The 23036-nt window shown below is 61.9% G+C and carries 23 protein-coding genes; 21 read left to right on the top strand and 2 right to left on the bottom strand.

What is annotated here, in order from left to right; genetic code table 11:
• Positions 1-17: 17 nt before the first annotated feature.
• The 5 genes from IC762_RS04630 to IC762_RS04650 all read left to right on the top strand — a co-directional run bounded on the left by IC762_RS04630 (position 18) and on the right by IC762_RS04650 (position 8149).
• Entirely contained in the window at positions 18-4340 is a 4323-nt protein-coding gene (locus IC762_RS04630) for a strawberry notch-like NTP hydrolase domain-containing protein (protein WP_195787464.1), read from the top strand.
• Positions 4340-5401, top strand: a complete 1062-nt coding sequence (locus IC762_RS04635; protein ID WP_195787465.1) for a DUF7146 domain-containing protein — start codon at positions 4340-4342, stop codon at positions 5399-5401. Before IC762_RS04630 ends, IC762_RS04635 begins: the two co-directional genes overlap by 1 nt.
• Before the next feature lie 338 nt (positions 5402-5739).
• Entirely contained in the window at positions 5740-6663 is a 924-nt protein-coding gene (locus IC762_RS04640) for a DUF2493 domain-containing protein (RefSeq protein ID WP_195787466.1), read from the top strand.
• Positions 6660-7253 (top strand): hypothetical protein, encoded by a 594-nt coding sequence (locus IC762_RS04645; RefSeq protein WP_349629746.1) that lies wholly within the window; start codon positions 6660-6662, stop codon positions 7251-7253. Before IC762_RS04640 ends, IC762_RS04645 begins: the two co-directional genes overlap by 4 nt.
• 575 nt (positions 7254-7828) lie before the next feature.
• The gene (locus tag IC762_RS04650; RefSeq protein WP_006018714.1) at positions 7829-8149 is read left to right on the top strand and encodes a DUF736 domain-containing protein; all 321 of its coding nucleotides are present in this window, start codon (positions 7829-7831) and stop codon (positions 8147-8149) included.
• Between the two features lie 103 nt (positions 8150-8252).
• Here the strand turns inward: IC762_RS04650 and IC762_RS04655 are convergent, their stop codons facing one another.
• Positions 8253-8501 carry a helix-turn-helix domain-containing protein gene (locus tag IC762_RS04655; RefSeq protein WP_195787467.1) on the bottom strand — a complete coding sequence of 83 codons (249 nt, stop codon included), beginning with the start codon at positions 8499-8501 and terminating at the stop codon, positions 8253-8255.
• A gap of 146 nt (positions 8502-8647) precedes the next feature.
• Here IC762_RS04655 and IC762_RS04660 point away from each other — a divergent pair, with 146 nt between their 5' ends.
• The 11 genes from IC762_RS04660 to IC762_RS04710 all read left to right on the top strand — a co-directional run bounded on the left by IC762_RS04660 (position 8648) and on the right by IC762_RS04710 (position 17868).
• Entirely contained in the window at positions 8648-8920 is a 273-nt protein-coding gene (locus IC762_RS04660) for a DUF2285 domain-containing protein (RefSeq protein ID WP_195787468.1), read from the top strand.
• 165 nt (positions 8921-9085) lie between these two features.
• Entirely contained in the window at positions 9086-9280 is a 195-nt protein-coding gene (locus IC762_RS04665) for a transcriptional regulator domain-containing protein (RefSeq protein WP_195787469.1), read from the top strand.
• A gap of 79 nt (positions 9281-9359) precedes the next feature.
• Positions 9360-9857, top strand: coding sequence for a DUF2285 domain-containing protein (locus IC762_RS04670; protein ID WP_195787470.1), 498 nt, complete (start codon positions 9360-9362; stop codon positions 9855-9857).
• 135 nt (positions 9858-9992) lie between these two features.
• The gene (locus tag IC762_RS04675; RefSeq protein ID WP_195787471.1) at positions 9993-10274 is read left to right on the top strand and encodes a helix-turn-helix transcriptional regulator; all 282 of its coding nucleotides are present in this window, start codon (positions 9993-9995) and stop codon (positions 10272-10274) included.
• Between the two features lie 22 nt (positions 10275-10296).
• Entirely contained in the window at positions 10297-11178 is an 882-nt protein-coding gene (locus IC762_RS04680; RefSeq protein WP_195787472.1) for a replication initiator protein A, read from the top strand.
• A gap of 289 nt (positions 11179-11467) precedes the next feature.
• Positions 11468-11932: a DUF2840 domain-containing protein gene (locus IC762_RS04685; RefSeq protein ID WP_195787473.1), complete on the top strand. Its 465-nt coding sequence runs from the start codon at positions 11468-11470 to the stop codon at positions 11930-11932.
• Positions 11929-12441 (top strand): S26 family signal peptidase, encoded by a 513-nt coding sequence (locus IC762_RS04690; RefSeq protein WP_195787474.1) that lies wholly within the window; start codon positions 11929-11931, stop codon positions 12439-12441. Before IC762_RS04685 ends, IC762_RS04690 begins: the two co-directional genes overlap by 4 nt.
• A 2-nt stretch (positions 12442-12443) precedes the next feature.
• Positions 12444-13274: a lytic transglycosylase domain-containing protein gene (locus IC762_RS04695; protein ID WP_195787475.1), complete on the top strand. Its 831-nt coding sequence runs from the start codon at positions 12444-12446 to the stop codon at positions 13272-13274.
• 373 nt (positions 13275-13647) lie between these two features.
• Positions 13648-15411 carry a relaxase/mobilization nuclease domain-containing protein gene (locus IC762_RS04700; protein ID WP_195787476.1) on the top strand — a complete coding sequence of 588 codons (1764 nt, stop codon included), beginning with the start codon at positions 13648-13650 and terminating at the stop codon, positions 15409-15411.
• Positions 15412-15447: 36 nt separating this feature from the next.
• Entirely contained in the window at positions 15448-17436 is a 1989-nt protein-coding gene (locus tag IC762_RS04705; RefSeq protein ID WP_195787477.1) for a conjugal transfer protein TraG, read from the top strand.
• Positions 17437-17442: 6 nt separating this feature from the next.
• The gene (locus IC762_RS04710; protein WP_195787478.1) at positions 17443-17868 is read left to right on the top strand and encodes a CopG family transcriptional regulator; all 426 of its coding nucleotides are present in this window, start codon (positions 17443-17445) and stop codon (positions 17866-17868) included.
• A 46-nt stretch (positions 17869-17914) separates the two neighbouring features.
• On the opposite strand, the gene IC762_RS04715 is transcribed toward IC762_RS04710, so the two are convergent.
• A complete protein-coding gene (locus IC762_RS04715) occupies positions 17915-18787 on the bottom strand; it encodes a LysR substrate-binding domain-containing protein (protein ID WP_246801423.1) in 873 nt (290 codons plus the stop codon).
• 97 nt (positions 18788-18884) lie between these two features.
• Between IC762_RS04715 and IC762_RS04720 the strand changes: the two genes are divergently transcribed.
• From IC762_RS04720 to IC762_RS04740, 5 genes are all read left to right on the top strand, one after another.
• Positions 18885-20174, top strand: a complete 1290-nt coding sequence (locus IC762_RS04720; RefSeq protein ID WP_195787480.1) for an MFS transporter — start codon at positions 18885-18887, stop codon at positions 20172-20174.
• Positions 20171-21055: an oxidoreductase gene (locus tag IC762_RS04725; RefSeq protein WP_195787481.1), complete on the top strand. Its 885-nt coding sequence runs from the start codon at positions 20171-20173 to the stop codon at positions 21053-21055. The genes IC762_RS04720 and IC762_RS04725 overlap by 4 nt, the downstream gene beginning before the upstream one ends.
• A gap of 474 nt (positions 21056-21529) precedes the next feature.
• Positions 21530-22444: a P-type conjugative transfer ATPase TrbB gene (gene trbB, locus IC762_RS04730; protein WP_195789995.1), complete on the top strand. Its 915-nt coding sequence runs from the start codon at positions 21530-21532 to the stop codon at positions 22442-22444.
• A 55-nt stretch (positions 22445-22499) separates the two neighbouring features.
• Positions 22500-22772, top strand: a complete 273-nt coding sequence (locus IC762_RS04735) for a TrbC/VirB2 family protein (protein ID WP_244486413.1) — start codon at positions 22500-22502, stop codon at positions 22770-22772.
• The gene (locus IC762_RS04740) at positions 22772-23035 is read left to right on the top strand and encodes a VirB3 family type IV secretion system protein (RefSeq protein WP_195787483.1); all 264 of its coding nucleotides are present in this window, start codon (positions 22772-22774) and stop codon (positions 23033-23035) included. The genes IC762_RS04735 and IC762_RS04740 overlap by 1 nt, the downstream gene beginning before the upstream one ends.
• Position 23036: the final 1 nt, after the last annotated feature.

The raw sequence follows: 23036 nt of genomic DNA on the forward strand, positions 1-23036 counted from the left end.
TCCCGAGAAATCCTGCCATGACCGAATCTCTCGCCGGCGGCGCTGCCGCCGCGCCGCTCTCGATGCATGCCGCTGCCACTCTCACCTCTGCCGCCCTCAAGGCCGCCCGACAGATCTTGACTGATCTCGAACGCGGACGTCGCATCGATGCCGCCGTCCTGCGTGGCACCATGGAGGCTGCATTCGGTGCCTCGGACGCAACCGGAGCCTGGAATTGGAAGACCACCTATGACGTTTGCGAGGCGGCAACCGTTCTCTTCCTGCGCAAGTTCGGCCCGGCCATGCGCGCCAAGGCTGGCTCGACGGCTGCCATGCTGCCAATGCTCGCGAGAATCGCGAGCTGTCTGCCGACCCATACGCGGCGTTCCGAGGACAGTCAGGCGCTCCAGCAATACTCGACGCCGATCCCGCTTGGGCTGACCGCATGCGCCGCGGCCGGCATTACGCCTGCCGACTGCGTTCTGGAGCCATCCGCGGGGACCGGCTTGCTCGCCATCCTTGCCCAGCTCGCCGGTGGTTCTCTGATGTTGAACGAGTTGGCCGATAGCCGAGCGGCGTTGTTAGACCATTTGTTTGCCAACATTGAGGTTACGCGGTTCGACGGCGCGCAGATCGATGATCATCTCGACGCGAGGGTAGTACCGAGCGTCGTTCTGATGAACCCGCCGTTCTCCGCGGTGGCGAATGTCGATCGGCGGATGGCGGACGCTGCTTTCCGGCACATCGCTTCGGCACTCGCGCGTCTTTGCGATGGTGGACGCCTCGTCGCCATCGCTGGCGCAGGCCTTGCGCCGGATAACCCAGCGTGGACCGATTCCTTTGTTCGCCTCCAGGAGCGCGGACGCGTGGTGTTTTCTGCCGCGATCGACGGCGCCGTCTACGCCAAGCACGGCACCCAGACGGACACGAGGCTGCTCGTAATCGACAAGCTACCCGCTGCCGATCCGAAGGCTTTTCCTGGCTCGCAGGGCATGGCCGGCGACGTCGGCACCTTGCTCGAGTGGGTCACCCAGCATGTGCCTCCGAGGCTGCCCGTCGCCGCGCCGGTCGTGGCCGACGTGGTCAGGCGGCGTGCAATGTCTCGATCAGCGACCGCTTCCGCATCACGTCTGTCGTCCCCTTCGGAAAGTGCAGCGCCAAATGGCGTCGAACTAACGTACGAGACGGTCGAATGGTCGCCGCCGGAAGGCGCCCGGCTAACCGACGCGCTTTATGAGGAGTACGGATTACAATCGATCCGTATTCCCGGATCGTGCGCGCATCCGACCAAGCTCGTGCAATCCGCGGCGATGGCGTCCGTTGCGCCGCCGAAGCCGTCCTACCGTCCGCACCTGCCTTCGACCCTGGTGGTAGATGGAGTTCTGTCGGACGCCCAGATGGAGAGCGTCATTTATGCCGGCGAGGCGCATTCCGAATTTCTGGCGGGCTCCTGGACGGTCGACGCGACGTTTGATGTTGTAACTGCCGCGCGCGACGACGCAGAGAATGCCGTCCGCTTTCGCCGCGGCTGGTTTCTCGGCGATGGTACCGGCGCGGGCAAGGGGCGGCAGGTCGCCGGAATCCTGCTCGACAATTGGCTTAAGGATCGCCGCCGTGCGGTCTGGATCAGCAAATCCGACAAGCTGATCGAAGATGCCCAGCGCGACTGGTCCGCGCTCGCCATGGAGCGACTGCTCGTTACACCTCTGTCCCGGTTTCGCCAGGGCACCCCAATCCGCCTTTCGGAAGGCGTCCTTTTTGCCACCTACGCCACGCTACGCACCGACGAGCGTGGCGAAAAGCTTTCGCGTGTACGGCAGATCGCCGAATGGTTGGGCTCCGACTTCGACGGAGTGATCGTCTTCGACGAGAGCCATGCCATGCAGAATGCGGTCGGGGGCAAGGGCGAGCGCGGCGACCAGGCTGCCTCTCAGCAGGGGCGTGCGGGCCTGAGGCTCCAGCACGCCTTGCCCAATGCTCGCGTGGTTTATGTCTCGGCGACTGGCGCCACCACGGTCCACAACCTCGCTTATGCCCAACGCCTCGGCCTTTGGGGCGGTGCCGATTTCCCATTCGCCACACGCGCCGAGTTCGTTGAGGCAATCGAGGAGGGTGGAGTTGCGGCAATGGAGGTGCTGGCGCGCGACCTCAAGGCGCTCGGTCTCTACGCTGCCCGCTCATTGTCCTATGAGGGCGTCGAGTACGAACTCGCTGAACACCAGCTTACGCCGGAACAGGTTCGCATCTACGACGCCTATGCCGACGCGTTCAGCATCATCCATAATAATCTCGACGCGGCGATGCGGGCCGCCAACATCACCGGCGAAACCGGAACGCTGAACGGGCAGGCAAAATCCGCGGCCCGATCCGCCTTCGAGAGCGCCAAACAGCGCTTCTTCGGCCATCTGCTGACCTCGATGAAGACGCCGTCGCTCATCCGATCGATCGACCGCGATCTTGACGCCGGCCATGCCGCTGTCATCCAGATTGTCTCAACGGGCGAAGCGCTGATGGAGCGCCGGCTCGCCGAGATCCCGACCGAAGACTGGGGCGACGTCCAGGTCGATATCACCCCGCGCGAGTATGTGCTCGACTATCTCGCCCATTCCTTTCCGGTCCAGCTCTACGAGCCCTTTACCGACTCGGAGGGCAACCTCTACTCTCGGCCTGTCTATCGCCATGGCCAACCGGTTGAGAGCCGGGAAGCCGTAACACGACGCGGCCGCCTCATCGAGAAACTCGCCTCGCTGCCTCCGGTACCCGGGGCGCTGGATCAAATCGTGCAGCGCTTCGGCACCGACATGGTCGCTGAAGTGACTGGCCGCTCGCGCCGAATCATTCGTAAGGGCGACCGGTTGGTGGTCGAAAATCGCGCGGGTTCGGCCAATCTAGCTGAGACATCGGCCTTCATGGACGACATCAAGCGCATCCTCGTGTTCTCCGACGCGGGTGGCACCGGGAGGAGCTACCATGCCGAGTTGTCGGCGCGGAATCGCCGCTTGCGGGTCCACTATCTGCTCGAGCCCGGCTGGAAGGCGGATGCTGCGATCCAGGGGCTTGGCCGGACAAACCGGACCAATCAAGCTCAGCCCCCGCTGTTTCGCCCCATTGCGACGGACGTGAAGGCCGAAAAGCGTTTTCTCAGCACCATCGCCCGACGGCTAGACACCTTGGGAGCCATTACGCGCGGCCAGCGCCAGACCGGAGGACAGGGGCTGTTCCGGCCCGAGGACAACCTCGAAAGTCAGTATGGGCGTGACGCGTTGCGTCAACTCTACATGTTGCTCGTCCGAGGCAAGGTCGACGGTTGCTCGCTTGGGAGATTCGAGGATGCGACCGGTCTGAAGCTCATGGATGCCAATGGGCTCAGGGATGACCTGCCGCCGATCACGACCTTTCTGAACAGGTTATTGGCGCTCACCATTGACCTACAGAATGTGCTGTTCACCGCCTTCGAGCAGCTCTTGACCGCTCGGATCGAAGGCGCGGTTGCATCCGGCACCTACGACGTGGGGTTGGAAACCCTCCGTGCCGAGAGCTTTGTCGTCACCGACCGGCGGACGATCTATGACCATCCGGGGACCGGCGCCGTGACCCGGCTGCTCACGGTCGCTCGGCGCCAGCGCAATCATCCGGTGAGTCTGGATGATGCTCTTGCTCGTCTTTCCGATCGTCAGGCCGTCCTGCTCGTCAATGAGCGCTCGGGACGAGCCGCCGTGCAGGTCCCCGCGGCGAGCGTCGTGCTCGATGACGGCGAGATCGAGCGGCGCGTCCGTCTGATCCGGCCGATGGATCAGCACACGGTCCCCTTGACCACCATGGCCGAAAGTCATTGGGACGAAGCGGATCGTGAACGCTTTGCCCCGACCTGGCTGGCGGAGCTTGCCGAGGTGCCCGAGTTCACGGAAAGCACGATCCACGTTGTGGCGGGCTTGCTGTTACCGATCTGGAAGCGGTTGCCGAACGAGTCGACCCGCGTCTATCGGCTCCAAACCGATGCGGGCGAACGCATCATCGGACGCAAGGTCTCTGCTGTCTGGGTCGCAAGCGTCCTTGCGGCGGACGCGCCTTCGCTGACGCCGGATGCTGCCTTTGCCGCGCTGGTGGAAGGACGGACCGTCCTCGATCTAACGGAGGGGCTCCAGCTTCGTCGAGTCCGGGTGATGGGTGCATATCGCATCGAGCTGTCGGGATTCAGCGACACGATGCGCGATCGCCTCCGTGCTTACGGCCTCTTTGGAGAGATCATCTCCTGGAAGCTGCGCATGTTCGTACCCACGGACGCGAGCGGCATCGAGGTCCTGTCGAGGGTGCTCGACACCTATCCGGTTACGGGCGTCAGTGAGCGGGAGGCCGCGTGATGTCCGGCGATGTCTCCGAGCTGGCACGCCGCCTCGCGCGCGAGGCCGAGGCGGTGTGCCGACATTATCTCCCCAATGGTAAGCGGGCGGGGCGGTACTGGGTGGTTGGCGACGTCCACAACACCCCGGGCCGCTCGTTATTTGTGCGGCTCCAGGAATCGTCGAAGGGCCCCGCCGGCAAATGGACCGACGCCGCGACCGGGGGGCATGGCGATCTCCTCGACATCATCCGCGAAAGCCTTGCCTTGCGAGACTTCCGCGAGGTCGCCGAGGAGGCGAGGCGCTTTCTGAAGCTGCCTCGTTCTGAGGAGCAATCACTCCCGAGACCCGTTCGTCCAGTCGTGCCGACCGGATCGCAAGAAGCCGCCCGTCGACTTTTTGCGATATCCGGTCCGATCGAAGGGACGTTGGTGGAAACGTATTTGCAACGTCGTGGAATAAGCCAAATCCACCATGGTGGTAGCCTGCGCTTCCACCCACGTTGCTACTACCGACCGGACGAGCATTTGCCGACTGAAACCTGGCCGGCGATGATAGGCTCTGTCACGGACCTCGAGGGACGGATCACCGGCGTGCATCGCACCTGGCTAGATCCACACGGCTTTGATCGCGTGCGGCTCGGCAAGGCCCCGATCGACACGCCACGACGGGCCATGGGCGACCTGCTTGGTAACGCCGTTCGCTTCGGCGTGGTGGACGACGTGCTCGCTGCGGGCGAGGGGATCGAGACCATGCTGTCGCTGCGTTATGTACTGCCGACCTTGCCCATGACCGCTGCTCTCTCGGCCAATCACCTCTCAGCCATGTTGCTGCCGTCTGGCCTACGCCGACTCTATATCGCCCGTGACGCAGATGCCGCCGGAGATGCCGTACAGGCTATTCTCACCCAGCGCGCAGAAGCCGCCGGCATTGAAGCGATCGCATTGTCGCCCCGGCTGGGCGACTTCAACGAAGATCTGCACATCTTCGGCCTCGAGGCCCTCCGAGCAGCGTTGCTACTTCAACTCGTACCGGAGGACGTCGTCCGTTTCCTGCATTCGTCGATGGCAACCGCGGAATAGCCCCGGCAATTCGATGGGCGTCGACAGGTCGGTCGCGGTGCGGCCACTGCCGGAAGAGGACGCGACCACAGCCTTCTAGAGGGCGATCGGACGGCAAGCGGCTCGGGCCGGCAATGGCTGCGTCCGGCTATTTTCCGCCGCGCGCCGGCGACGAGAAGACACATTAGCCATCTGGCGAGCGCGCTTTGCATCGCGAAGCAAAATAGCCGGCCTCCGCCATCCTCCGCTGCGCTTCGGCCCTCCGCTCCGCTCCGGGTTCTGGCCCGCTCCGCCTGTCGTCTGAGTGATCGCCACGAAGGCCGCGATGGTCGCGGCCGATCCGGCAAAGGATCACCTCCATGACCGATCACGATGACATCGAGCCGCCGCACGCCGCATCTCCGACCGAACGCGTTCTTACCGAATTGCAGCTCTTCGGTTACCGCCCCTTCGACGACCAGCCCGATCCACGGCCGCTTCCCGAGGGCACGAGCATCACCGGTGCCGTCGCTGACATCTTCGATGCTCTGGTCGCGACGTTGAGTGATACTCGGCTCGAGCCGGACCTTGACGATCTGCTCTGGTCGACCGTCAACCTGTTTCACCGAGCCGTCGACCGCGTCGGTCGTCAGCTCGACGATAACGAACAGGCGCAGCAGAAGAGCCAGCGCGAACAGGACGGCTCCGAAATTCGATCGGTCGAACTCGAGCGCGTGACGGCGGAAGGCATCACATTGATCGAGCGGCGCGACTGCCTGGAGCTCTTCCGCGACCAGGCCATCGAGCGCTTTGAGACACACACCGGCTCATTCTGGCGCCCTCGATCGGGATCGCTGGTCAACCACCGTACGCTGACGGCAGCGATGATCGACTCCCGCGACTTCATCGCCGCCAAGCGCCGCGCCGAGACCGAGGTCATGTTGCCACCAGGACCGAAGATCGCACTCACCGGAGGGCTCGACTTCAACGACCATCATTTGATCTGGGATCGCCTCGACAAGGTTCACGCCAAGCATCCCGACATGGTCCTGCTCCACGGCGGCTCACCCAAGGGGGCTGAATTGATCGCCTCCAAATGGGCGACCACCCGCAAGGTGCCCCAGATCGCCTTCAAGCCCGACTGGACGAAACATGCCAAGGCAGCACCTTTCAAGCGCAACGATGCCATACTCGAAATCCTACCGATCGGGGTCATGCACTTCCCGGGCACTGGAATCCAGGACAACCTGGCCGATAAGGCGAAGCGGCTCGGCATCCCGGTCTGGATGTTCGGCGGCGCGTGAGCGCCGTCTGCTCGACTGAAGTCTTTGAGGCGAAATTGCTCACGCCGCAACTCCGCCTCGTTTCGGTCTCATATCCAGAGTTGCGCCGTGGTGGTGGTGGAAGGCGCAGCTGGTACATCTATGCACATGGAGCCACCACCATGCTCGCTATTGGGCTTGTTCTCAACACACTCGGCATAGGCCTGTTCTGCTGGGCGATTTTCGCGCTCGCAGTGTATGCCCTGCCGTTTTTCGTCGCGCTGAGTATCGGGATGACTGCGTTGCAGACCGGCACTGGTGTCGTCGCCGCGCTTCTTATCGGGACGGCCGGTGGCGCGCTGACGCTCGTCCTCGGCCAGATCGCCGTCGCTGTTACTCGGTCCTTGGCCTTGCGCATCGCGATCGCGACAACATTTGCTGTTCCCGCCGCGGTCGCCGGCTATCATGTGGTCTTCGCCCTGTCCCCGATCGGGGTGCCTTCGCTGGCTTGGCGAGAGGTCTTCGCTTGCCTGGGCGCGGTTTGCATTGGCCTCACGTCGTGGATGCGCTTGTTCGTTTTGGCGGAGACCCGCCCCTTCGAGCCGGGTGGTGTGGTGGAGAGTCCGTCCTAATCAGTTCTTACGGCCGAAAGGCCGAGAGCTGACCGTCTACCGCCTTCATCGTCGAACAGGTTCGCATAGTTCGGCGCGCTGAATGGGCGATGATCGAGATCTGAGCGCGGGAGAGCCAGTCCTGCTCGGAACTCCTCGATCAAGCTGCCGGCATTCGGTCTGGCCCACGCAGCCGCGGCAGAGCGATCTTACCTCGATCGGTTCTTTGGAGACGATGCCGCCCTTTGCAGGAGATTGTTTCTCTTTCCGCGCTGAATCGTTCCGATCTCTTGTTCATCAAAACCGAGATAGCCACGCTTCTCCAGAGTTGTGGTTCAGCACGCGGACGCACGTGGCCTCGTTGATGGCTTGATCTGGCCGAAGACTGGCTTTGCCTCGATCGTCTGAGCCGCAACGCCGTTGATGCGACTTTCTTCCCCTGGGCTTCGCCCATTCCTCGCGAGACAAGAAAGTCGCCGCAACGACGTCCTCCGCTACGCTCCGGCCCGAGCGGGTGCGTCGCCGATCGTCCTCGGCCCTAGATCGCCATCGAGGCCGCGGTGGTCGCGGGCTCGAAACACAACAGGAGAAGTGACATGGCTAACATCGGTTCTTTCAAGAAGGTCGGTAACGAATTCCAGGGCGAGATCGTGACCCTGAGCCTGAAGGCCAAGGGCGTCCGCATCGTCGCCGAGACCAACCGATCCAACGACAACGCTCCCAGCCACCGCATCTATGTGGGTCGCGCGGAGATTGGCGCAGCTTGGTCGAAGCGTTCCGAGGAAGGCCGCGACTACCTCTCGCTCAAGCTCGACGACCCCTCGTTCAACGCGCCGATCTACGCGAACCTGTTCGATGACGAAGGCGGTGAAGGCTACACCCTGCTCTGGTCGCGGCCGCGCAAGACCGGCGAGTAGGGCCACTCCACCAAGCCCCGTCCGGTCCGCCGGGCGGGGCTTCTCATCCTTCCAGGCGTCAGTGAGCGCGAACCGGCCGCCGGATCGAGCGGCTCGGCATCAATCACTCGGCCTGCCCCCGAGTCCTTTTCTTGGTGCTTGTGGGCGGGCGAGTGAGCAGGTCGGCGGCCTCGACACCGAGGCTGCGCGCGAGCCGATCGACAACGTCGATACCCGCCGCATAAATGCTTCGCTCGAGTGCGCTGATATACGTGCGGTCAATTTCAGCACGATGAGCCAATTCCTCCTGTGACAAGCCACGGGCCTGCCGGAGCTTCCGCAAATTGATTGCAAGTATCTCGCGTATATCCATACGCGAGAGGGCATGTCCTTGAAGAGTATTTCACCACGGAGTATTCTCGACAAAACACCCTCCGGACGGCTCCCGCGACAGTTTTAGCGCTTCTGCTCCTTCCGGCCCGCGTGTTAGAAATTGTCTAATCTAAGGCGTGGAGTCTTATGAGGAAGCCACCGCTCGACCCAGACGTCGCCGATGCTGCGCCTGCAGATCAAATTCTTACTGCCTACGATGAGCGGCATGTGGTGACCTACATGCGCCTTCTGCAGGCCGAAAGCGAAGGAGCTGACTGGATGGAAGTCGCTCGAATCGTGCTGCATATCGATCCGGTGCGGGAGCCGGACCGTGCGCGAAGCGCATATCAGAGTCATCTTGCCCGCGCCAAATGGGTGACGGAGCAAGGGCGCCTCTTGCGCGGCACTGGCTTGAAATAGAACAAAATTGCCGGCCGGTATGTTGCGGGCAGAATTGTTTTCTTTTGCTAATCGGTGGTCATTCCGGTGCACCACGTGGTGCCAAACTAGGGTCTTCCTACAACCGCCTCGTTCATACCTATTGCGGCGCAATCGTTGTTAGCAGCGTGCAAAGGGGCGGAAGCAATGCCTGAATTCGACTGGCGGTCGCCGGAATCCTACAAGAGCCTACAAGACGCGGAAGTCACCGACATCGCCTGGGAATGTCTCCGCCGCAATGCCGACTATCGGCGTGAGTACGACGTGATGATTGCCCACAGTCCGAACGGCGAAGTGACTGCCGAATTCAGGAGGAAGTGGGGCATCTGCTTTCGCCCATGACCCGCAGAGGTCGTTCGACGAGCAGACGATCTTTTGGGCGCCTGAGGTTTTAGCCGCGGTCGTTCCGGTCAAGGTCGCAGTGGCCGATGACGGCCGGGCGCCGCCTCAGCCACTGCTCGACCTTACGGCTGGCCAGGTGCGCCGCGCTGTCGACGGCTGGCATGCCGTGCTGCGCATCGGCTCGGTAGATCACCGCATTTGGTCCAAAGACGCGCCGGTGCCCGGCGCATCATATGCGGCCGAACTACCGTTTGACGCCGATTTGGAGGCGCGCGCCTATGCAGCCCGGCGGTTGTGGCGCGCGATGAATGGACGCGCGCCAGGTCCTGCCTTTCATCAACTGTCGAAGCAGCGGCGCGAGCGCTTGAGGGCCGCGATCCGTGCGCTCGACGCGCACGGCGCGGGCGCAAGCTATCGCGTCGTCGCAGAAGTACTGTTCGGCAAGAAGCGCATCCCCGATCGCGCCTGGAAGACGCATGATCTGCGCAATCGAACGATCCGCTTGGTGCAAGGCGGCCTCGCGTTGATGCGCGGTGGTTACCGCAAACTTCTGCGGCCCGGCCGCAGGGACGAGTAGCGCAGCCCCCGAAGGGGTACCGAAAATCATACCCCCAAACATTCGGCATCCCCCTCCGAGGTCTTGCTCCTCCATGATGACCGCAGACACGCCGGCCTAGCCAAGCGTAGTGCGCTGTCCTCTTGGAGTTCTCAAATGCCCGATCCGATGGCCGGTCTTCTCCCGCGATTCCTGCGCACGCCTGAGGCCGCGCGCTATCTTGGCCTGTCCGGTCGCACCCTCGAGAAGCACCGCACGTACGGTACTGGACCGACGTATCGGAAGATCGGCGGACGTGTTGTCTACGCCGTCGATGACCTGAAAGCGTGGGCTGACCGCGGCGCCAAGACGTCGACATCGGATCCCGGCAAGGGGACCGTGCTGCCCGCCAAGAAGCATCCGGCCCTGCGTCCCTATGCAGGCCAGGAACGTCGCTGATAGCCGCGTGAGAGCAGTGACTATGCGGCGCAAACACCATTCCGAGCGCGACCAGCTTGAGCTCTTTCGGGCGCTACCCGGCGATCTTGCGCCGCGCGACGCGCAGGATCTGATGGCATATCCGTTCTTCTCTCTCGCAAAGACCAAGCGGATCGTGCCGATCGACTTTCGTGCAGGTGCGATCTCAATTCGTGTCGAAACCGTGCCGGAACACGGGATGGCGACCATCTGGGATGCAGACGTTCTGATCTGGGCCGCGTCCCAGATCGTCGAAGCCCGTGATTCCGGCCTGAAGACGTCGCGTCTTATGGCTGCAACACCTTACGAGATTCTGACGTTTGTCGGCCGCGGCACCAGCGCCCGCGACTATGACCGGCTGAAGGCTGGTCTCGACAGACTTCAGTCAACGAGCGTGCTGACTTCGATCCGCCAGCCGACGGAACGGCGGCGGCATCGCTTCTCCTGGATCAACGAGTGGAAGGAGACGGCGGATGCACATGGTCGCCCATTCGGGCTCGAGCTGATCCTGCCGGATTGGTTCTACGCTGGCGTCATCGATGACGCGCTCGTGCTGACGATCGACCGCGCCTATTTCGGGCTCACGGGCGGGCTTGAGCGATGGCTCTATCGTCTCGTGCGCAAGCATGGCGGCCGCCAGAACAGCGGCTGGAGCTTTGATCTTCTGCACCTCCATGCCAAGTCCGGCATCCTCTCGCCGCTTAAGCATTTTGCTTACGACATCCGCCAGATCGTCCAGCGCCAGACATTGCCGGGCTATCAGCTCGTGCTCACGCGCGATCCGAATGGCACCGAGCGGCTGAACTTCGCTCCGACGCCTGTTGCTCCCTTAGCGGCACGCCTGCGCCGGCGCGGTCTCATTCCAAATTCGGAGGACAACCTGTGAATCAGCTCGTGCTATCGGGGACCGCAGCCCTCGTGCTATCGGGGACCCGATCCTCGTGCTATCGGGGACCGGAATCGAGCTTAAGAGCTTGTTTCTCCGCGCTTTCCAGCCGCTCTAACTTTACTAACCAGAAATCCTTCGGATTTCTTCTAACGGACCAGACCACAAGCCGCATCGGAGGTAACTGGCAGCGGCGGCCCGTCAATCCTGCTTGTCCGCAGAAGCCGTGCAGGTGCTTCGCCACCCGCAAAGCTTACGGCACCCTTTTTCAGTCTCGGGGAGCGGCGGCATGAGCGATCTCACCGAAGTGGAAGTGGTGTGGCTCGAGAAGCGCATCGAAAACCGGATTCGGTTCGGTCGTATCGTCAACGACCGCAAGCTTGATCGTCATCGGCGCGTCCTGTCATTTGCGCCCGGCAGCATCTTTGCCTTCGTCCGATGGACCTCCAACGACTTTGGGACAATCATTTCGCGGATCGACATCTTGCGCGCGGTCGCACCGGGACAGCGCTGCTCGACCGTCCCTTATGTGACACCGGGCGGAGAGATTTTGCTGCGGCTCTCCGGGTGGCCGAAGGTCGAGCGAGTGCTGCAAATGACCGATGCCGTTGAGGCACTCGGCATCGATCCCGCTGATGTCGCGCCTGATCATTGGCATCACGTCCATAACCGCCTATCCGTCAACGAAAACCCGCGCCCGTATACGAAAGCGCGCCATCAGGCCTGGCTTCATCGTCAAAAGGTGATGCGATGACGGGCCGCCTAATGATGCTGGCCGGGACGATTGGGGTCGCTGCCGCGCTCATCGCGACGATCGTCCTGGAGCCGCTTCCGCTCTACGTCTGGAACGCATCCGCGAGCGTGCCGATTGGTCTCTACCGCCTCCGACCGGCGGACCAATTCCAAGTCACTGAATTGGTCGCCGTGCAGCCGCCGGAGCCGCTTGCTACCTTCCTCGACCTTAACGGCTATTTGCCCATTGGCGTCCCGATGCTGAAGCGCGTGCTCGCCCTTCCGGGGCAGAGTGTTTGCAGAACCGGCCTCACGATTTCGGTCGACGACGTCGCGGTGGGCGAGGCGAAGGATCACGACAGACGAGGCAGGCCGCTGCCGAAATGGCAGGGCTGCCGCGTCGTCGGCGACGGCGATCTGTTTCTGATGAACTGGCAGTCGGACGACTCTCTTGACGGCCGGTATTTTGGATTTCTTCCGGCATCTAGCGTGATCGGCCATGCAATTCCGGTGTGGACGTGGGAGGAGTGATCGTGCGTATTCGACGTGTTCTCCTCGCCATTCCCTTGTTCGATCGATTGCGGGATCATTCCTCGTTCTCAAGCGATGTCTGCAAAGCTGGCGCGAGCCCGACCGCGTGCTTGGGTCGATTGGGCACGCGCGTTTGTGCTGTCGTGCCCGTGATGGTTCTTCTGACCGGGTTCGGCAGTGCTGCTTTGGCCCAGAGCGGATCAGCCGACAAACCGGCGATCAACCAGACCGCTCACGCATTTGCCGGTTTCATCAACGAAGCCTCACAACGCTTTGCGATTGCGCCGAACTGGATCCGATCAGTCCAAAGCATCGAGAGTGCCGGTGACGTGCATGCCAGATCGCCAAAAGGCGCAATGGGCCTGATGCAAATCATGCCGGCGACTTGGGCGGAACTTCGCGAGCGCTACAAACTCGGGAACGACCCATACGACCCGCACGACAACATTCTGGCCGGCACGGCCTACCTGCGCGAACTGCTCGATCGGTATGGCTCGCCTGGCGTGTTTGCCGCGTACAACGCGGGACCATCTCGCTATGAAGAGCATCTCGCAGGCGGCTCTCTGCCAGACGAGACGCGAGCATACGTCGCAAAGCTTGCAAATCTGCTTGCCATCGAACTGCCGCCGAGGTGGACGTCCAGCGGACAGTCATCAGCAGTTGCGACGCTATTCGTCGCACGATCCGATCTCACGAAAACGCGCGATCGGTTGCTTACGCTCATGCCGTCGGGCGGTGTCACAAAGGCAATCTCGGCGCCCGATGTTTCGCGCATGGTTCCCCGGCCTGTTGGCGTGTTCGTCCCTCGATCGGATTCGGAAGTATCGCGATGACCAAGTGTGCGGGTTCGCAAGCCTTGGCGTGTTTCACAAAGCAAGTGGCACGTGCTGATGGCGTATGGGCGATGCCTTCGGCCCGCGCTCTACTCGTCGCTTCGCTCCTCACCGAGCCACCCTACGGGTGTCTCGGCCCTTCGGGTAACGATCGCTATCGCAAGCGCTCGCAAACAGTCGGGGGCGGCCGGGGGACCACGACGGCAGGACGGCGAGATAAAAGGGGCTCGCCGGTCGAACCGCAAGCCATTGGCATGGCTTGGGTTCTGGCGTGCCGGCCGGTCGGGACGCGTGCCGCGCCTTGCGTTTTGACCAATGCAATCAAGGACAATTTCGGCACTGCAGGTGCTCTTGCGCTCTTTGAGGGCCGGCCATGACAGTGGGCGACAGCGACCTGCGCATTCGGCCTGGGCGCATCCGCAGCACTCGCCCGCCGAAGCCGAAGAGCTTCATCAACCAGGTGCTGCGGGCGGCGAAGAAAGCAGGACACACCTCGGGGCACGCTGCGGCTGGCAGGCGTTCCGCGGCCTATGGACGCTCGACGTTTGGCCGAGGCCGGCTAGCCTTTAGTCGCGCCAGATTGTTCAGCCCGACGCGGCGCGTTGTGGTGAAGGCGCGCGTGGTTCGTCACAAAGGGCGAGCCTTCCGTTCAGCACCACTGACCGCCCACCTCTCATATCTGAAACGCGACGGCGTGACCCGGAGTGGTGAGCGCGCCGAGATGTTCGAAGCCGGCAGCGACCGCGCCGATAGCGCGGCTTTCGCGGAACGGTGCAAGGACGACCGGCATCATTTCAGGTTCATCGTTTCACCGGAGGATGCGGGCGACATGACCGATCTCAGGGCCTTCACCCGCGATCTCGCCAAGCAGATGGAGGCCGATCTCGGCACGCGGCTCGATTGGGTGGCTGTCGATCATTGGAACACCGACAACCCTCACGTCCATCTTCTCGTTCGGGGAGTAGATGAGGAAGGGGCGGATCTCGTGATCTCCCGCGACTACATCAGCCAAGGCCTGCGCTCACGCGCCGAGGAACTGGTCGCTATCGAGCTGGGGCCAAAGCCGGAGCACGAGATCCGTAATTCGCTGGAGAGGGAAGTCGCAGCTGAACGATGGACGCGACTCGACCGAGAAATCCGGCTGGCGGCTGATGAGACCGGCTACATCGATCTTCGGCCGGAGAATTCCGGCGGCTCTGACCCCGAGATTCGCCGCCTGATGATCGGTCGCCTTCAATATCTGGAAAGGATGGGTCTTGCCGCATCCGCCACGCCAGGGGAATGGATGGTCGGGCTCGAGGCTGAGCGCAGCCTGCGCGACCTCGGCATGCGCGGCGACGTCATCAAGACCATGCACCGCGTCTTTACCGAGCGTGGGGAAGAGCGCGGCGTGGCCGACTTCGTTATCGAAGGCGGACAGCCGACGTCCCAGATTGTCGGACGGCTGGTCGACCGTGGATTGCATGACGAACTGAACGGCGAGGCGTACGCCCTGATCGACGGAACCGACGGACGCGCTCACCATGTGCGCTTCCGAGGGCTCGAGGCCTTCGACCAGGCACCACCGATCGGAGGAATTGTCGAAGTCCGACGTTTCGGCCAACCCGGTGATGCGCATCCCACCTTGGTTCTCGCCACCCGTTCCGATCTCGATCTCGGTGGGCAGGTCACTGCCAGGGGAGCAACTTGGCTCGACCACAGGCTGGCCGAACGCGATCCCATGCCGCTCGCCATGGGCGGATTTGGCCGTGAGACCCGCGCCGCCATGGAAGCGCGTACCGAGCGTCTGATCGAGGAGGGCCTGGCGCGGCGGCAAGGCCAACGCATCGTCTTGCAGCGCGATCTCCTGAACACGTTGCGCCGGCGCGAACTGAACGAGGTGGCTGCAAAACACTCGGCCGATACCGGCCTGTCTCACTTGAAGGCCGCGTCCGGGGAGCATGTGGCGGGCACCTATCGCCAGCGGCTGACGCTCGCCTCGGGGCGCTTCGCCATGATCGATAATGGGCTCGGCTTCCAGCTCGTGCCCTGGTCGAGCGAACTCGAGAAGAGACTCGGCCAACACGTCACCGGCGTCGTGAAGGACGGCGGTGGAATCGAATGGGGCTTTGGTCGCAAGCGCGACCTTAGCCTCTAGCAATCTTTCCAAATCAGTTGCGAAAAGGCACTCGGAATGTCCGGAACCAAAATCCTGTGGGGACAGGTGGTCGTTGTCGGCCTGATCGTTTTGCTGGCCATCTGGGGAGCAACCGAGTGGACGGCTTGGCGGCTCGCCTATCAACCGGAGCTTGGGCGGCCCTGGTTCGAACTGTTGGGCTTCAAGGTCTATTACCCGCCGGTCTTCTTCTGGTGGTGGTTCGTCTACGATGCCTATGCGCCCCAGGTTTTTGTCGAGGGAGCTTTCATCGCGGCGTCGGGCACCGTCGTCTCGATCGCGGCGGCGGTCGGCATGTCGGTTTGGCGGGCGCGAGAGGCAAAGAATGTCGAGACTTATGGTTCGGCGCGCTGGGCGGATGCCGAAGAGGTCCGGGCTGCCGGACTTCTTGGTCCGGATGGCGTGGTGCTCGGCAAGCTCGACCGTGACTACCTCCGGCATGATGGACCGGAGCACGTCTTGTGTTTCGCACCCACCCGATCGGGAAAGGGTGTCGGTCTCGTCGTGCCCTCGTTGTTAGCCTGGCCGGGATCGGCCATCGTGCACGACATCAAGGGTGAGAACTGGCAGCTGACCGCGGGCTTCCGCTCGCGGCATGGCCGCGTCCTGTTGTTCGATCCGACCAACCCGAAGTCTTCAGCCTACAACCCGCTGCTCGAGGTCCGGCGTGGGGAATGGGAGGTTCGGGACGTCCAGAACGTTGCCGACGTCCTGGTCGACCCCGAAGGCTCGCTCGACAAGCGGAATCATTGGGAGAAGACCAGTCATTCGCTCCTGGTCGGCGCCATCCTCCATGTCCTCTATGCCGAGGTGGACAAGACCCTGGCCGGTGTCGCCGCCTTCCTGTCCGATCCGAAGCGGCCGATCGAGGCGACGCTGAAGGCAATGATGACCACGCCGCACCTTGGCGAGCAGGGGGCCCATCCCGTGGTCGCCTCGACCGCACGCGAACTCCTGAACAAGTCAGAGAATGAGCGCTCTGGCGTTCTGTCCACCGCGATGTCGTTCCTTGGGCTGTACCGTGATCCCGTCGTGGCTCAGGTGACGCACCGCTGCGATTGGCGGATCGCCGATCTGATCGAAGATCGCCGCCCGACGACGCTTTACCTCGTGGTGCCGCCGTCGGATATCTCGCGGACCAAGCCGTTGATCCGCCTGGTGCTGAACCAGATCGGTCGTCGCCTGACCGAGGACTTGCACGCCCGCGACCGCCGACACCGTGTCCTGATGATGCTCGACGAGTTCCCGGCGTTGGGCCGGCTTGATTTCTTCGAGTCCGCGCTCGCCTTCATGGCGGGGTATGGCATCAAGAGCTTTTTGATCGCGCAATCGCTCAATCAGATCGAGAAGGCCTACGGGCCCAACAACGCCATCCTCGACAACTGTCACGTCCGGGTCAGCTTCGCGACCAATGACGAGCGGACCGCCAAGCGGGTGTCCGACGCGCTCGGTACGGCAACCGAGATGAGGGCGATGAAGAACTACGCCGGTCATAGGTTGAACCCCTGGCTGGGGCACCTGATGGTCTCGCGGCAGGAGACAGCGAGGCCGCTGCTGACCCCGGGCGAGGTCATGCAGCTTCCGCCAATGGACGAGATCGTCATGGTGGCAGGGACGGCGCCGATCAGGGCGAAGAAGGTCCGCTATTACGAGGATCGCCGGTTCACCGAGCGGGTTTTGTCACCGCCCGATCCGGCGAGCGCCGGCCCATCGCCGCGAACGGATGGATGGTCAGCGCTCGGACCGTTGAAGCCGACGGCAGGTCCAACTGACAGAGCCACGGAGGCCGAGCAAGACACGGCGAACAGCGGGCTCCGTCGTGAGCCCGAACTCCCCGAACACGTCGCGATCGCCAGGGAGACGACCGAATCGACGCCGGCGGAGGAATTTGCCGCCGTTCTTGACGATGACGAGGATGCGGTCCGGCAGACTCGGCTCATACGCCAACAGATGCGTGGCGTCGCGCGTCAAGTCGTCATGGACCCGAATGACGGCATGGAGCTTTGAGGCGATATGCGCGACCGGATGAACGTCTATTTCCCGCCTGAGCTTCTGAAACAGATCACGGAGCTCGCCGATCGCAAGAAGCTGTCCCGGTCCGCGATCGTGGAAGCGGCTGTCGCTTCGTTTCTGTCACCGGACGGCGCGGACAGGCGGGAGGCGGCGTTTACCCGCCGCTTGGATCGGTTGTCGCGTCAGATGCAGAGGCTGGAGCGCGACGTTGGTTTGACGGCCGAAAGCTTGGCGCTCTTCATTCGCTTCTGGCTAACGATCACGCCGCCGCTACCCAATGACGCGCAGGGGGCCGCGCAGGCAAAGGGTCGGGAGCGGTTTGAAGGATTTGTCGAGGCGCTCGGGCGTCGTCTGCAAAAGGGGCAAAGCTTTCTGCGCGAGATTCCAAATGACTTCCTCCGCCCGGAAACCGCGGAAGAAGCCTAACAGAGCTTCTCTGAACCTGTCGTTATAAGGTCCGCTTCCGGGAGGCTCAAATAGATCCTTTCATGTTCCCTCGTTGTTCAAGCCAAGAGCAGAAGGCGAGCGTTCGGGTGTCTGTTTGAAGCGTCTTCGGCACGTACGTGCAATATTCACGCGCACGTAGCGCTGGACCAGAAAATGGCGTCACGAGTCGCCCCGCCGCCAGGTCCTCCGCCACCAAGGCCGTTGGTCCCATCGCGACCCCAACCCCATCCAGCGCAGCTTGGAGTGTGAGATAAAAGTGGTCGAGAACAAGATCTGCTGTGGCTTCCAGATCAGGCGTGCCCGCTTCGGATAGCCAGTCGTGCCATAGTCTCGGCAAACTGAGCGTGTGGAGCAGCGTGTGTCGCCTTAAGTCGACGGTGTGGCCTAGAGGCAACCTGTTTAGCAGTTCTGGACTGCAAACAGGTAATCTCGTTTCCGAGAGGAATGGACGAACCCGATAATCATGGAACGCGTCGGGGCCTCCTCGGATGACGATATCGGCGCGTTCCGCCAAAGCATCGATCGGTATATTCGATGTTTCGATCCGAACCCTTATCTGCGGGTGCTGGGTTTGGAAGTCCGCAATCTTAGGTACGAGCCAGCGCAAGGAAAAAGTAGCCGGAGCGTTAACGCGCAATATCGTCGCGTCGATTTCGCCGTATCTCGCGGTCGCCGACACTACACGAGCCAACGCTTCCCCTATTTCGTGAAGATAGACTTGGCCGGCCGGTGTGAGCACAACACGACGATTTTGTCGCTCAAAGAGCGGCGCACGCAACCAGCGCTCCAGAAGACGGATCTGCTGGCTGATTGCTCCCTGTGTCACCCCGAGTTCTCCAGCCGCGGATTTGAAGCTGCCGAGGCGCCCAGCGGCCTCGAAAGCACGGATGGCATTCATGGGAGGAAGCAAACGAGGCATCAAGATAGCTCAGCTAAAGTCATTTGCCAGAATTACTGGTTTGCTCGGGCGGTACGCAAGAGCCAAACTCTCCCGAATGACGAAATCGTTCATCGCCTGGAAGAAATCGGCAGGCTCAAGTTCATTGGCGCCAAGCAGGCGGCGTGGCTTATTGGCCGCCTGTCTCACCCACGCACTGCATGACGGTTATACAGACGGGCTATATGCCTTCCTCCCGGTCTGGCAGGCTCAGTTCGGCCTCTCCTATGCGACACTTGCCGTCGTGCGCGCCCTCTATTTCGGGACAATGGGGATCGCTCAGATTCCGGCCGACCGAGCGCTTCGGTGTTTATCTCCGCGCACGTCATTGATCCTGTCGACCCTTTTCGCTTCGATCGGACTGATCGTCGCAGCGCTTCCGTTCGGTTTTTCGGGACTTTGCATTGGCCTGGTCGTGGCAGGCATAGGATCGAGCATTCAGCATCCTCGCGGCTCTGCGCTGATTACGGACAGTTCTGGAGAGAATCCTCGCCGCTCCCTGAGCATCTATAATTTCTCAGGTGATTTCGGAAAAGCGGTGCTGCCCGCTCTTGTCGCACTACTCTTACCCATCATCGCCTGGCGCTCAGTCCTGGGCTTGATGGCCGCACTTGGCTTCTGTTTGTCGATCGTCTTGTTAGCGCTGATACCCGCAGTCGTTCAATCAGATCGTGCGACAAAAAGGACAGCGACCGGTGGTCGACGCGGTGGCTTCAGTATTCTGACAACGATTGGCGCGCTCGATACAGCGATCCGCATGGGTTACCTCCTGTTCCTTCCATTTCTGATCCACGGACAGCACGGCGGTTCATCGGAAGTCGGTCTTGCGCTTGCGCTACTTTTTATTGGGGGCGCCTTCGGAAAGGCAACGTGTGGATGGCTCGCTGAACGACTAGGAGTGGTCGGCAGCGTCGTGACCACAGAAGTTGCCACAGCTTTGCTCATCGGGGTGACGCTGGGCACGTCGCTGACACTTACGCTTGTCTTGCTGCCATTGCTTGGCGTTGTCCTCAATGGGACGTCTTCGGTGCTCTATGGTACGGTGCCTGAACTTTCCGAGGGTGACACCGGGCGAACCTTTGCCATCTTCTACACTAGCGTCATTGGCTCTGGGGGTGTCGCGCCGATCCTCTATGGCGTAATCGCCGATCACAGCACCCAGACAATTGGCGTGCTTGCCTCAGCGGCAACGGCGGCACTGATCGTGCCGCTCGTGTTGGCTTTGAGGCCGTACTTGGCAACTCCCGCTCCAACCCTCCCGGAGAATAAATCAGTTCTCAGTCCCACTCCCTCCGATGCAGGAGCATTCACGAAAATGAATCCACAGGAAGAGCGACATCAGGCATGAATACAAGGATCGCCATTGTTGGCCCGGGAGCGATCGGCACCACCATCGCCGCTGCGCTACAGCAGGTTGGTCAAGCGCCCATGCTATGCGGTCGCTCGGCTCGCGAGCGCTTAGAGTTACAAGACACGAACGGTTTGGTGCAAATACCCGGTCCAGTGCAGATTGATCCGAGCCAGGTCAAGAGCCCGGCCGATCTCGTCTTCTTCGCGGTGAAGGCAACACAAATCGGATCTGCCGCGCCGTGGTTGGCGGCGCTATGCCATCAGGATACGGTCGTCTGCGTGTTGCAGAATGGCGTCGAGCAAGTATCGGCAATCTCGCCTTTAGCGCCTTGTCGCTCAGTCGTTCCTTCGATCGTTTGGTTTCCGGCGCAAGCCCAACCAGACGGTTCCATTTGGTTGCGTGGTGGAGCTCGCCTAACATTGCCGGAGGACTCCGGATCCCGCATTGTGCTTGAGGCGCTCCGCGGCTCTTTTTGCTCCGTAGAGCTAGATCCAAATTTTGTGTCTCTTGCCTGGCGCAAACTTCTACAGAACGCGGCAGCAGGATTGATGGTGCTTAGCGGCCGTCGCTCGGGCATGTTCCGGCGCGCCGACATCGCTCACCTGGCTACGCAATATCTCCGAGAATGCCTCGAAGTGGCGAGAGCGGAGGGCGCGATCTTGGGAGATGAGGTGCCAGACGAAATCGTTGACAGTTTCCAAGCCAATCCACCTGACATGGGAACATCCATTCTCGCCGATCGCAACGCCAACCGCCCACTTGAGTGGCAAACTCGAAACGGCGTTATACTCCGTCGAGGCAAAGCTCACGGCATCGCCACTCCTGTTAGCGATGTAGTCGTGGCGCTTTTGGCAGCAGCAAGTGACGGACCAGGATGATTCAATTGCAGTCTCAGTCATCAATTCTGCTGTTACGCGGGAAAATCGGCGCTACGTAATGTGGATTTCGAGAGCGCTGGTGTCCAAGTCCATTAGCCCCGACCGGCTCGAGAATAAAAATCTGGCACTACTGCAGACGATCGCCAACGGTGAACGGAATGTCTAGGGGCTTTGAGGTATAGATTGCAATCAGTCCGTGCCGCTACCAATCCGTCACTCCGTCTTGCCTGGGGATGATGGTAAGCAACTATTGTCGGACGGATACGACTAAGCGGCTGTCGTCAAATTCCAGTTCTCAATCTTTTCTTTTTCTACGCTTGCCTACGATTGCCGAAAGAGCTTGTTGCGCTAAGTCTATCGGTGCTTTTTCTAATCATCCCCATATGAGGACGCCCGTTGGACGTCTTCATTCGGTGGGGGCGAACAGTGGCAATCCATTCCATTCAATCGGAAGCGAGTTCGCGCGGTGCGCGAATGCTGCGCAGCGCGCTTGGCTCCGCGATTGCCGGCTACCTTGATGACGAGGCGGTCATCGAGGTGATGCTCAACCCGGATGGGCGATTGTGGATCGACCGATTGTCGAATGGTCTGATCGACACAGGCGAAACTCTGTCCGCAGAGGATGGCGAGCGCATTGTTCGCCTGGTCGCGCATCACGTAGGCGCCGAGGTGCATGCCGGCGCGCCACGGGTTTCGGCAGAACTGCCTGGAACTGGTGAGCGATTCGAAGGCCTTTTGCCTCCGGTCGTTGCGGCACCGGCCTTTGCTATCCGCAAACCGGCCGTCGCCGTGTTTACGCTCGACGACTACGTCGCCAGGGGGATCATGACCTCGGAGCAGGCCAGGACCCTGAAGGACGCGGTCGCAGCACGGAAGAACATCCTCGTCGCCGGTGGGACATCGACCGGCAAGACAACCTTGACGAACGCGCTCCTGGCCGAGGTGGCAAAGACTGCTGATCGGGTCGTGCTGATCGAAGATACCCGCGAGCTTCAGTGCAAAGCGCCCAATCTTGTAGCTTTGCGGACCAAAGATGGTGTGGCCACGCTGTCGGACCTCGTTCGCTCCTCGCTGCGCCTGCGTCCTGACCGCATCCCGGTTGGCGAAGTCCGCGGCGCCGAAGCGCTTGATTTACTCAAGGCTTGGGGTACCGGCCATCCCGGTGGCATCGGGACCATTCATGCAGGCACCGCGCTCGGTGCGCTGAGGCGGCTCGAGCAGCTCATTCAGGAAGCCGTCATCACGGTTCCGCGTGCCCTCATCGCCGAGACCATCAACCTCGTTGCTGTGCTTGCGGGGCGCGGCGTTGACCGTCGCCTCGCTGAGCTCGCCCTCGTCACGGGGCTTGGGGCCGCCGGCGACTACAGCCTTTCATCAGCAGGAGACTGACATGCGTCAGCAATTTTGTTTTCGTCGAGATGCCGCATCACTAGCCATATCCGGGATGGTTCTTTTGGCGTCGGCACCGGCCTGGGCGGCCGGCTCGAACATGCCGTGGGAACAGCCACTCAATCAGATCTTGCAGTCGGTTGAAGGTCCGGTCGCCAAGATCATCGCCGTCATCATCATCGTGGTGACCGGGCTCACGCTCGCGTTCGGGGACTCGTCAGGTGGTTTCCGCAGGCTGATCCAGATCGTGTTCGGTCTGTCGATCGCGTTCGCAGCCTCGAGCTTCTTCCTGTCGTTCTTCTCCTTCGGCGGCGGCGTGGTGATCTGATGGATGACCCGGTCACAGGCCTTTTCGTGCCCGTTCATCGCGCACTCACCGAGCCAATCCTGATGGGCGGCGCGCCGCGGTCGGTCGCAATCGTGAACGGCACGCTTGCAGCAGCCCTGGGTCTCGGACTTCGGCTCTGGATCGCCGGTCTTGTCCTCTGGTTCATCGGCCACATGGCCGCCGTCTGGGCCGCCAAGCGCGATCCAGCCTTCGTCGATGTGGTGCGCCGACATCTGCGCATTCCCGGTCATCTCAACCTCTGAG

Source organism: Bradyrhizobium genosp. L, assembly GCF_015624485.1.
In the GTDB taxonomy this organism is placed as follows: domain Bacteria; phylum Pseudomonadota; class Alphaproteobacteria; order Rhizobiales; family Xanthobacteraceae; genus Bradyrhizobium.

Excerpts from the sequence above, each read along its gene's own strand:
- IC762_RS04630 (WP_195787464.1), top strand. The coding sequence starts at position 18 with ATGACCGAATCTCTCGCCGGCGGCGCTGCCGCCGCGCCGCTCTCGATG.
- IC762_RS04635 (WP_195787465.1), top strand. The coding sequence starts at position 4,340 with ATGTCCGGCGATGTCTCCGAGCTGGCACGCCGCCTCGCGCGCGAGGCC.
- IC762_RS04640 (WP_195787466.1), top strand. The coding sequence starts at position 5,740 with ATGACCGATCACGATGACATCGAGCCGCCGCACGCCGCATCTCCGACC.
- IC762_RS04650 (WP_006018714.1), top strand. The coding sequence starts at position 7,829 with ATGGCTAACATCGGTTCTTTCAAGAAGGTCGGTAACGAATTCCAGGGC.
- IC762_RS04655 (WP_195787467.1), bottom strand. The coding sequence starts at position 8,501 with ATGGATATACGCGAGATACTTGCAATCAATTTGCGGAAGCTCCGGCAG.
- IC762_RS04660 (WP_195787468.1), top strand. The coding sequence starts at position 8,648 with ATGAGGAAGCCACCGCTCGACCCAGACGTCGCCGATGCTGCGCCTGCA.
- IC762_RS04665 (WP_195787469.1), top strand. The coding sequence starts at position 9,086 with ATGCCTGAATTCGACTGGCGGTCGCCGGAATCCTACAAGAGCCTACAA.
- IC762_RS04675 (WP_195787471.1), top strand. The coding sequence starts at position 9,993 with ATGCCCGATCCGATGGCCGGTCTTCTCCCGCGATTCCTGCGCACGCCT.
- IC762_RS04680 (WP_195787472.1), top strand. The coding sequence starts at position 10,297 with ATGCGGCGCAAACACCATTCCGAGCGCGACCAGCTTGAGCTCTTTCGG.
- IC762_RS04685 (WP_195787473.1), top strand. The coding sequence starts at position 11,468 with ATGAGCGATCTCACCGAAGTGGAAGTGGTGTGGCTCGAGAAGCGCATC.
- IC762_RS04690 (WP_195787474.1), top strand. The coding sequence starts at position 11,929 with ATGACGGGCCGCCTAATGATGCTGGCCGGGACGATTGGGGTCGCTGCC.
- IC762_RS04700 (WP_195787476.1), top strand. The coding sequence starts at position 13,648 with ATGACAGTGGGCGACAGCGACCTGCGCATTCGGCCTGGGCGCATCCGC.
- IC762_RS04705 (WP_195787477.1), top strand. The coding sequence starts at position 15,448 with ATGTCCGGAACCAAAATCCTGTGGGGACAGGTGGTCGTTGTCGGCCTG.
- IC762_RS04710 (WP_195787478.1), top strand. The coding sequence starts at position 17,443 with ATGCGCGACCGGATGAACGTCTATTTCCCGCCTGAGCTTCTGAAACAG.
- IC762_RS04715 (WP_246801423.1), bottom strand. The coding sequence starts at position 18,787 with ATGAATGCCATCCGTGCTTTCGAGGCCGCTGGGCGCCTCGGCAGCTTC.
- IC762_RS04720 (WP_195787480.1), top strand. The coding sequence starts at position 18,885 with ATGACGAAATCGTTCATCGCCTGGAAGAAATCGGCAGGCTCAAGTTCA.
- IC762_RS04725 (WP_195787481.1), top strand. The coding sequence starts at position 20,171 with ATGAATACAAGGATCGCCATTGTTGGCCCGGGAGCGATCGGCACCACC.
- trbB (WP_195789995.1), top strand. The coding sequence starts at position 21,530 with ATGCTGCGCAGCGCGCTTGGCTCCGCGATTGCCGGCTACCTTGATGAC.
- IC762_RS04735 (WP_244486413.1), top strand. The coding sequence starts at position 22,500 with ATGGTTCTTTTGGCGTCGGCACCGGCCTGGGCGGCCGGCTCGAACATG.
- IC762_RS04740 (WP_195787483.1), top strand. The coding sequence starts at position 22,772 with ATGGATGACCCGGTCACAGGCCTTTTCGTGCCCGTTCATCGCGCACTC.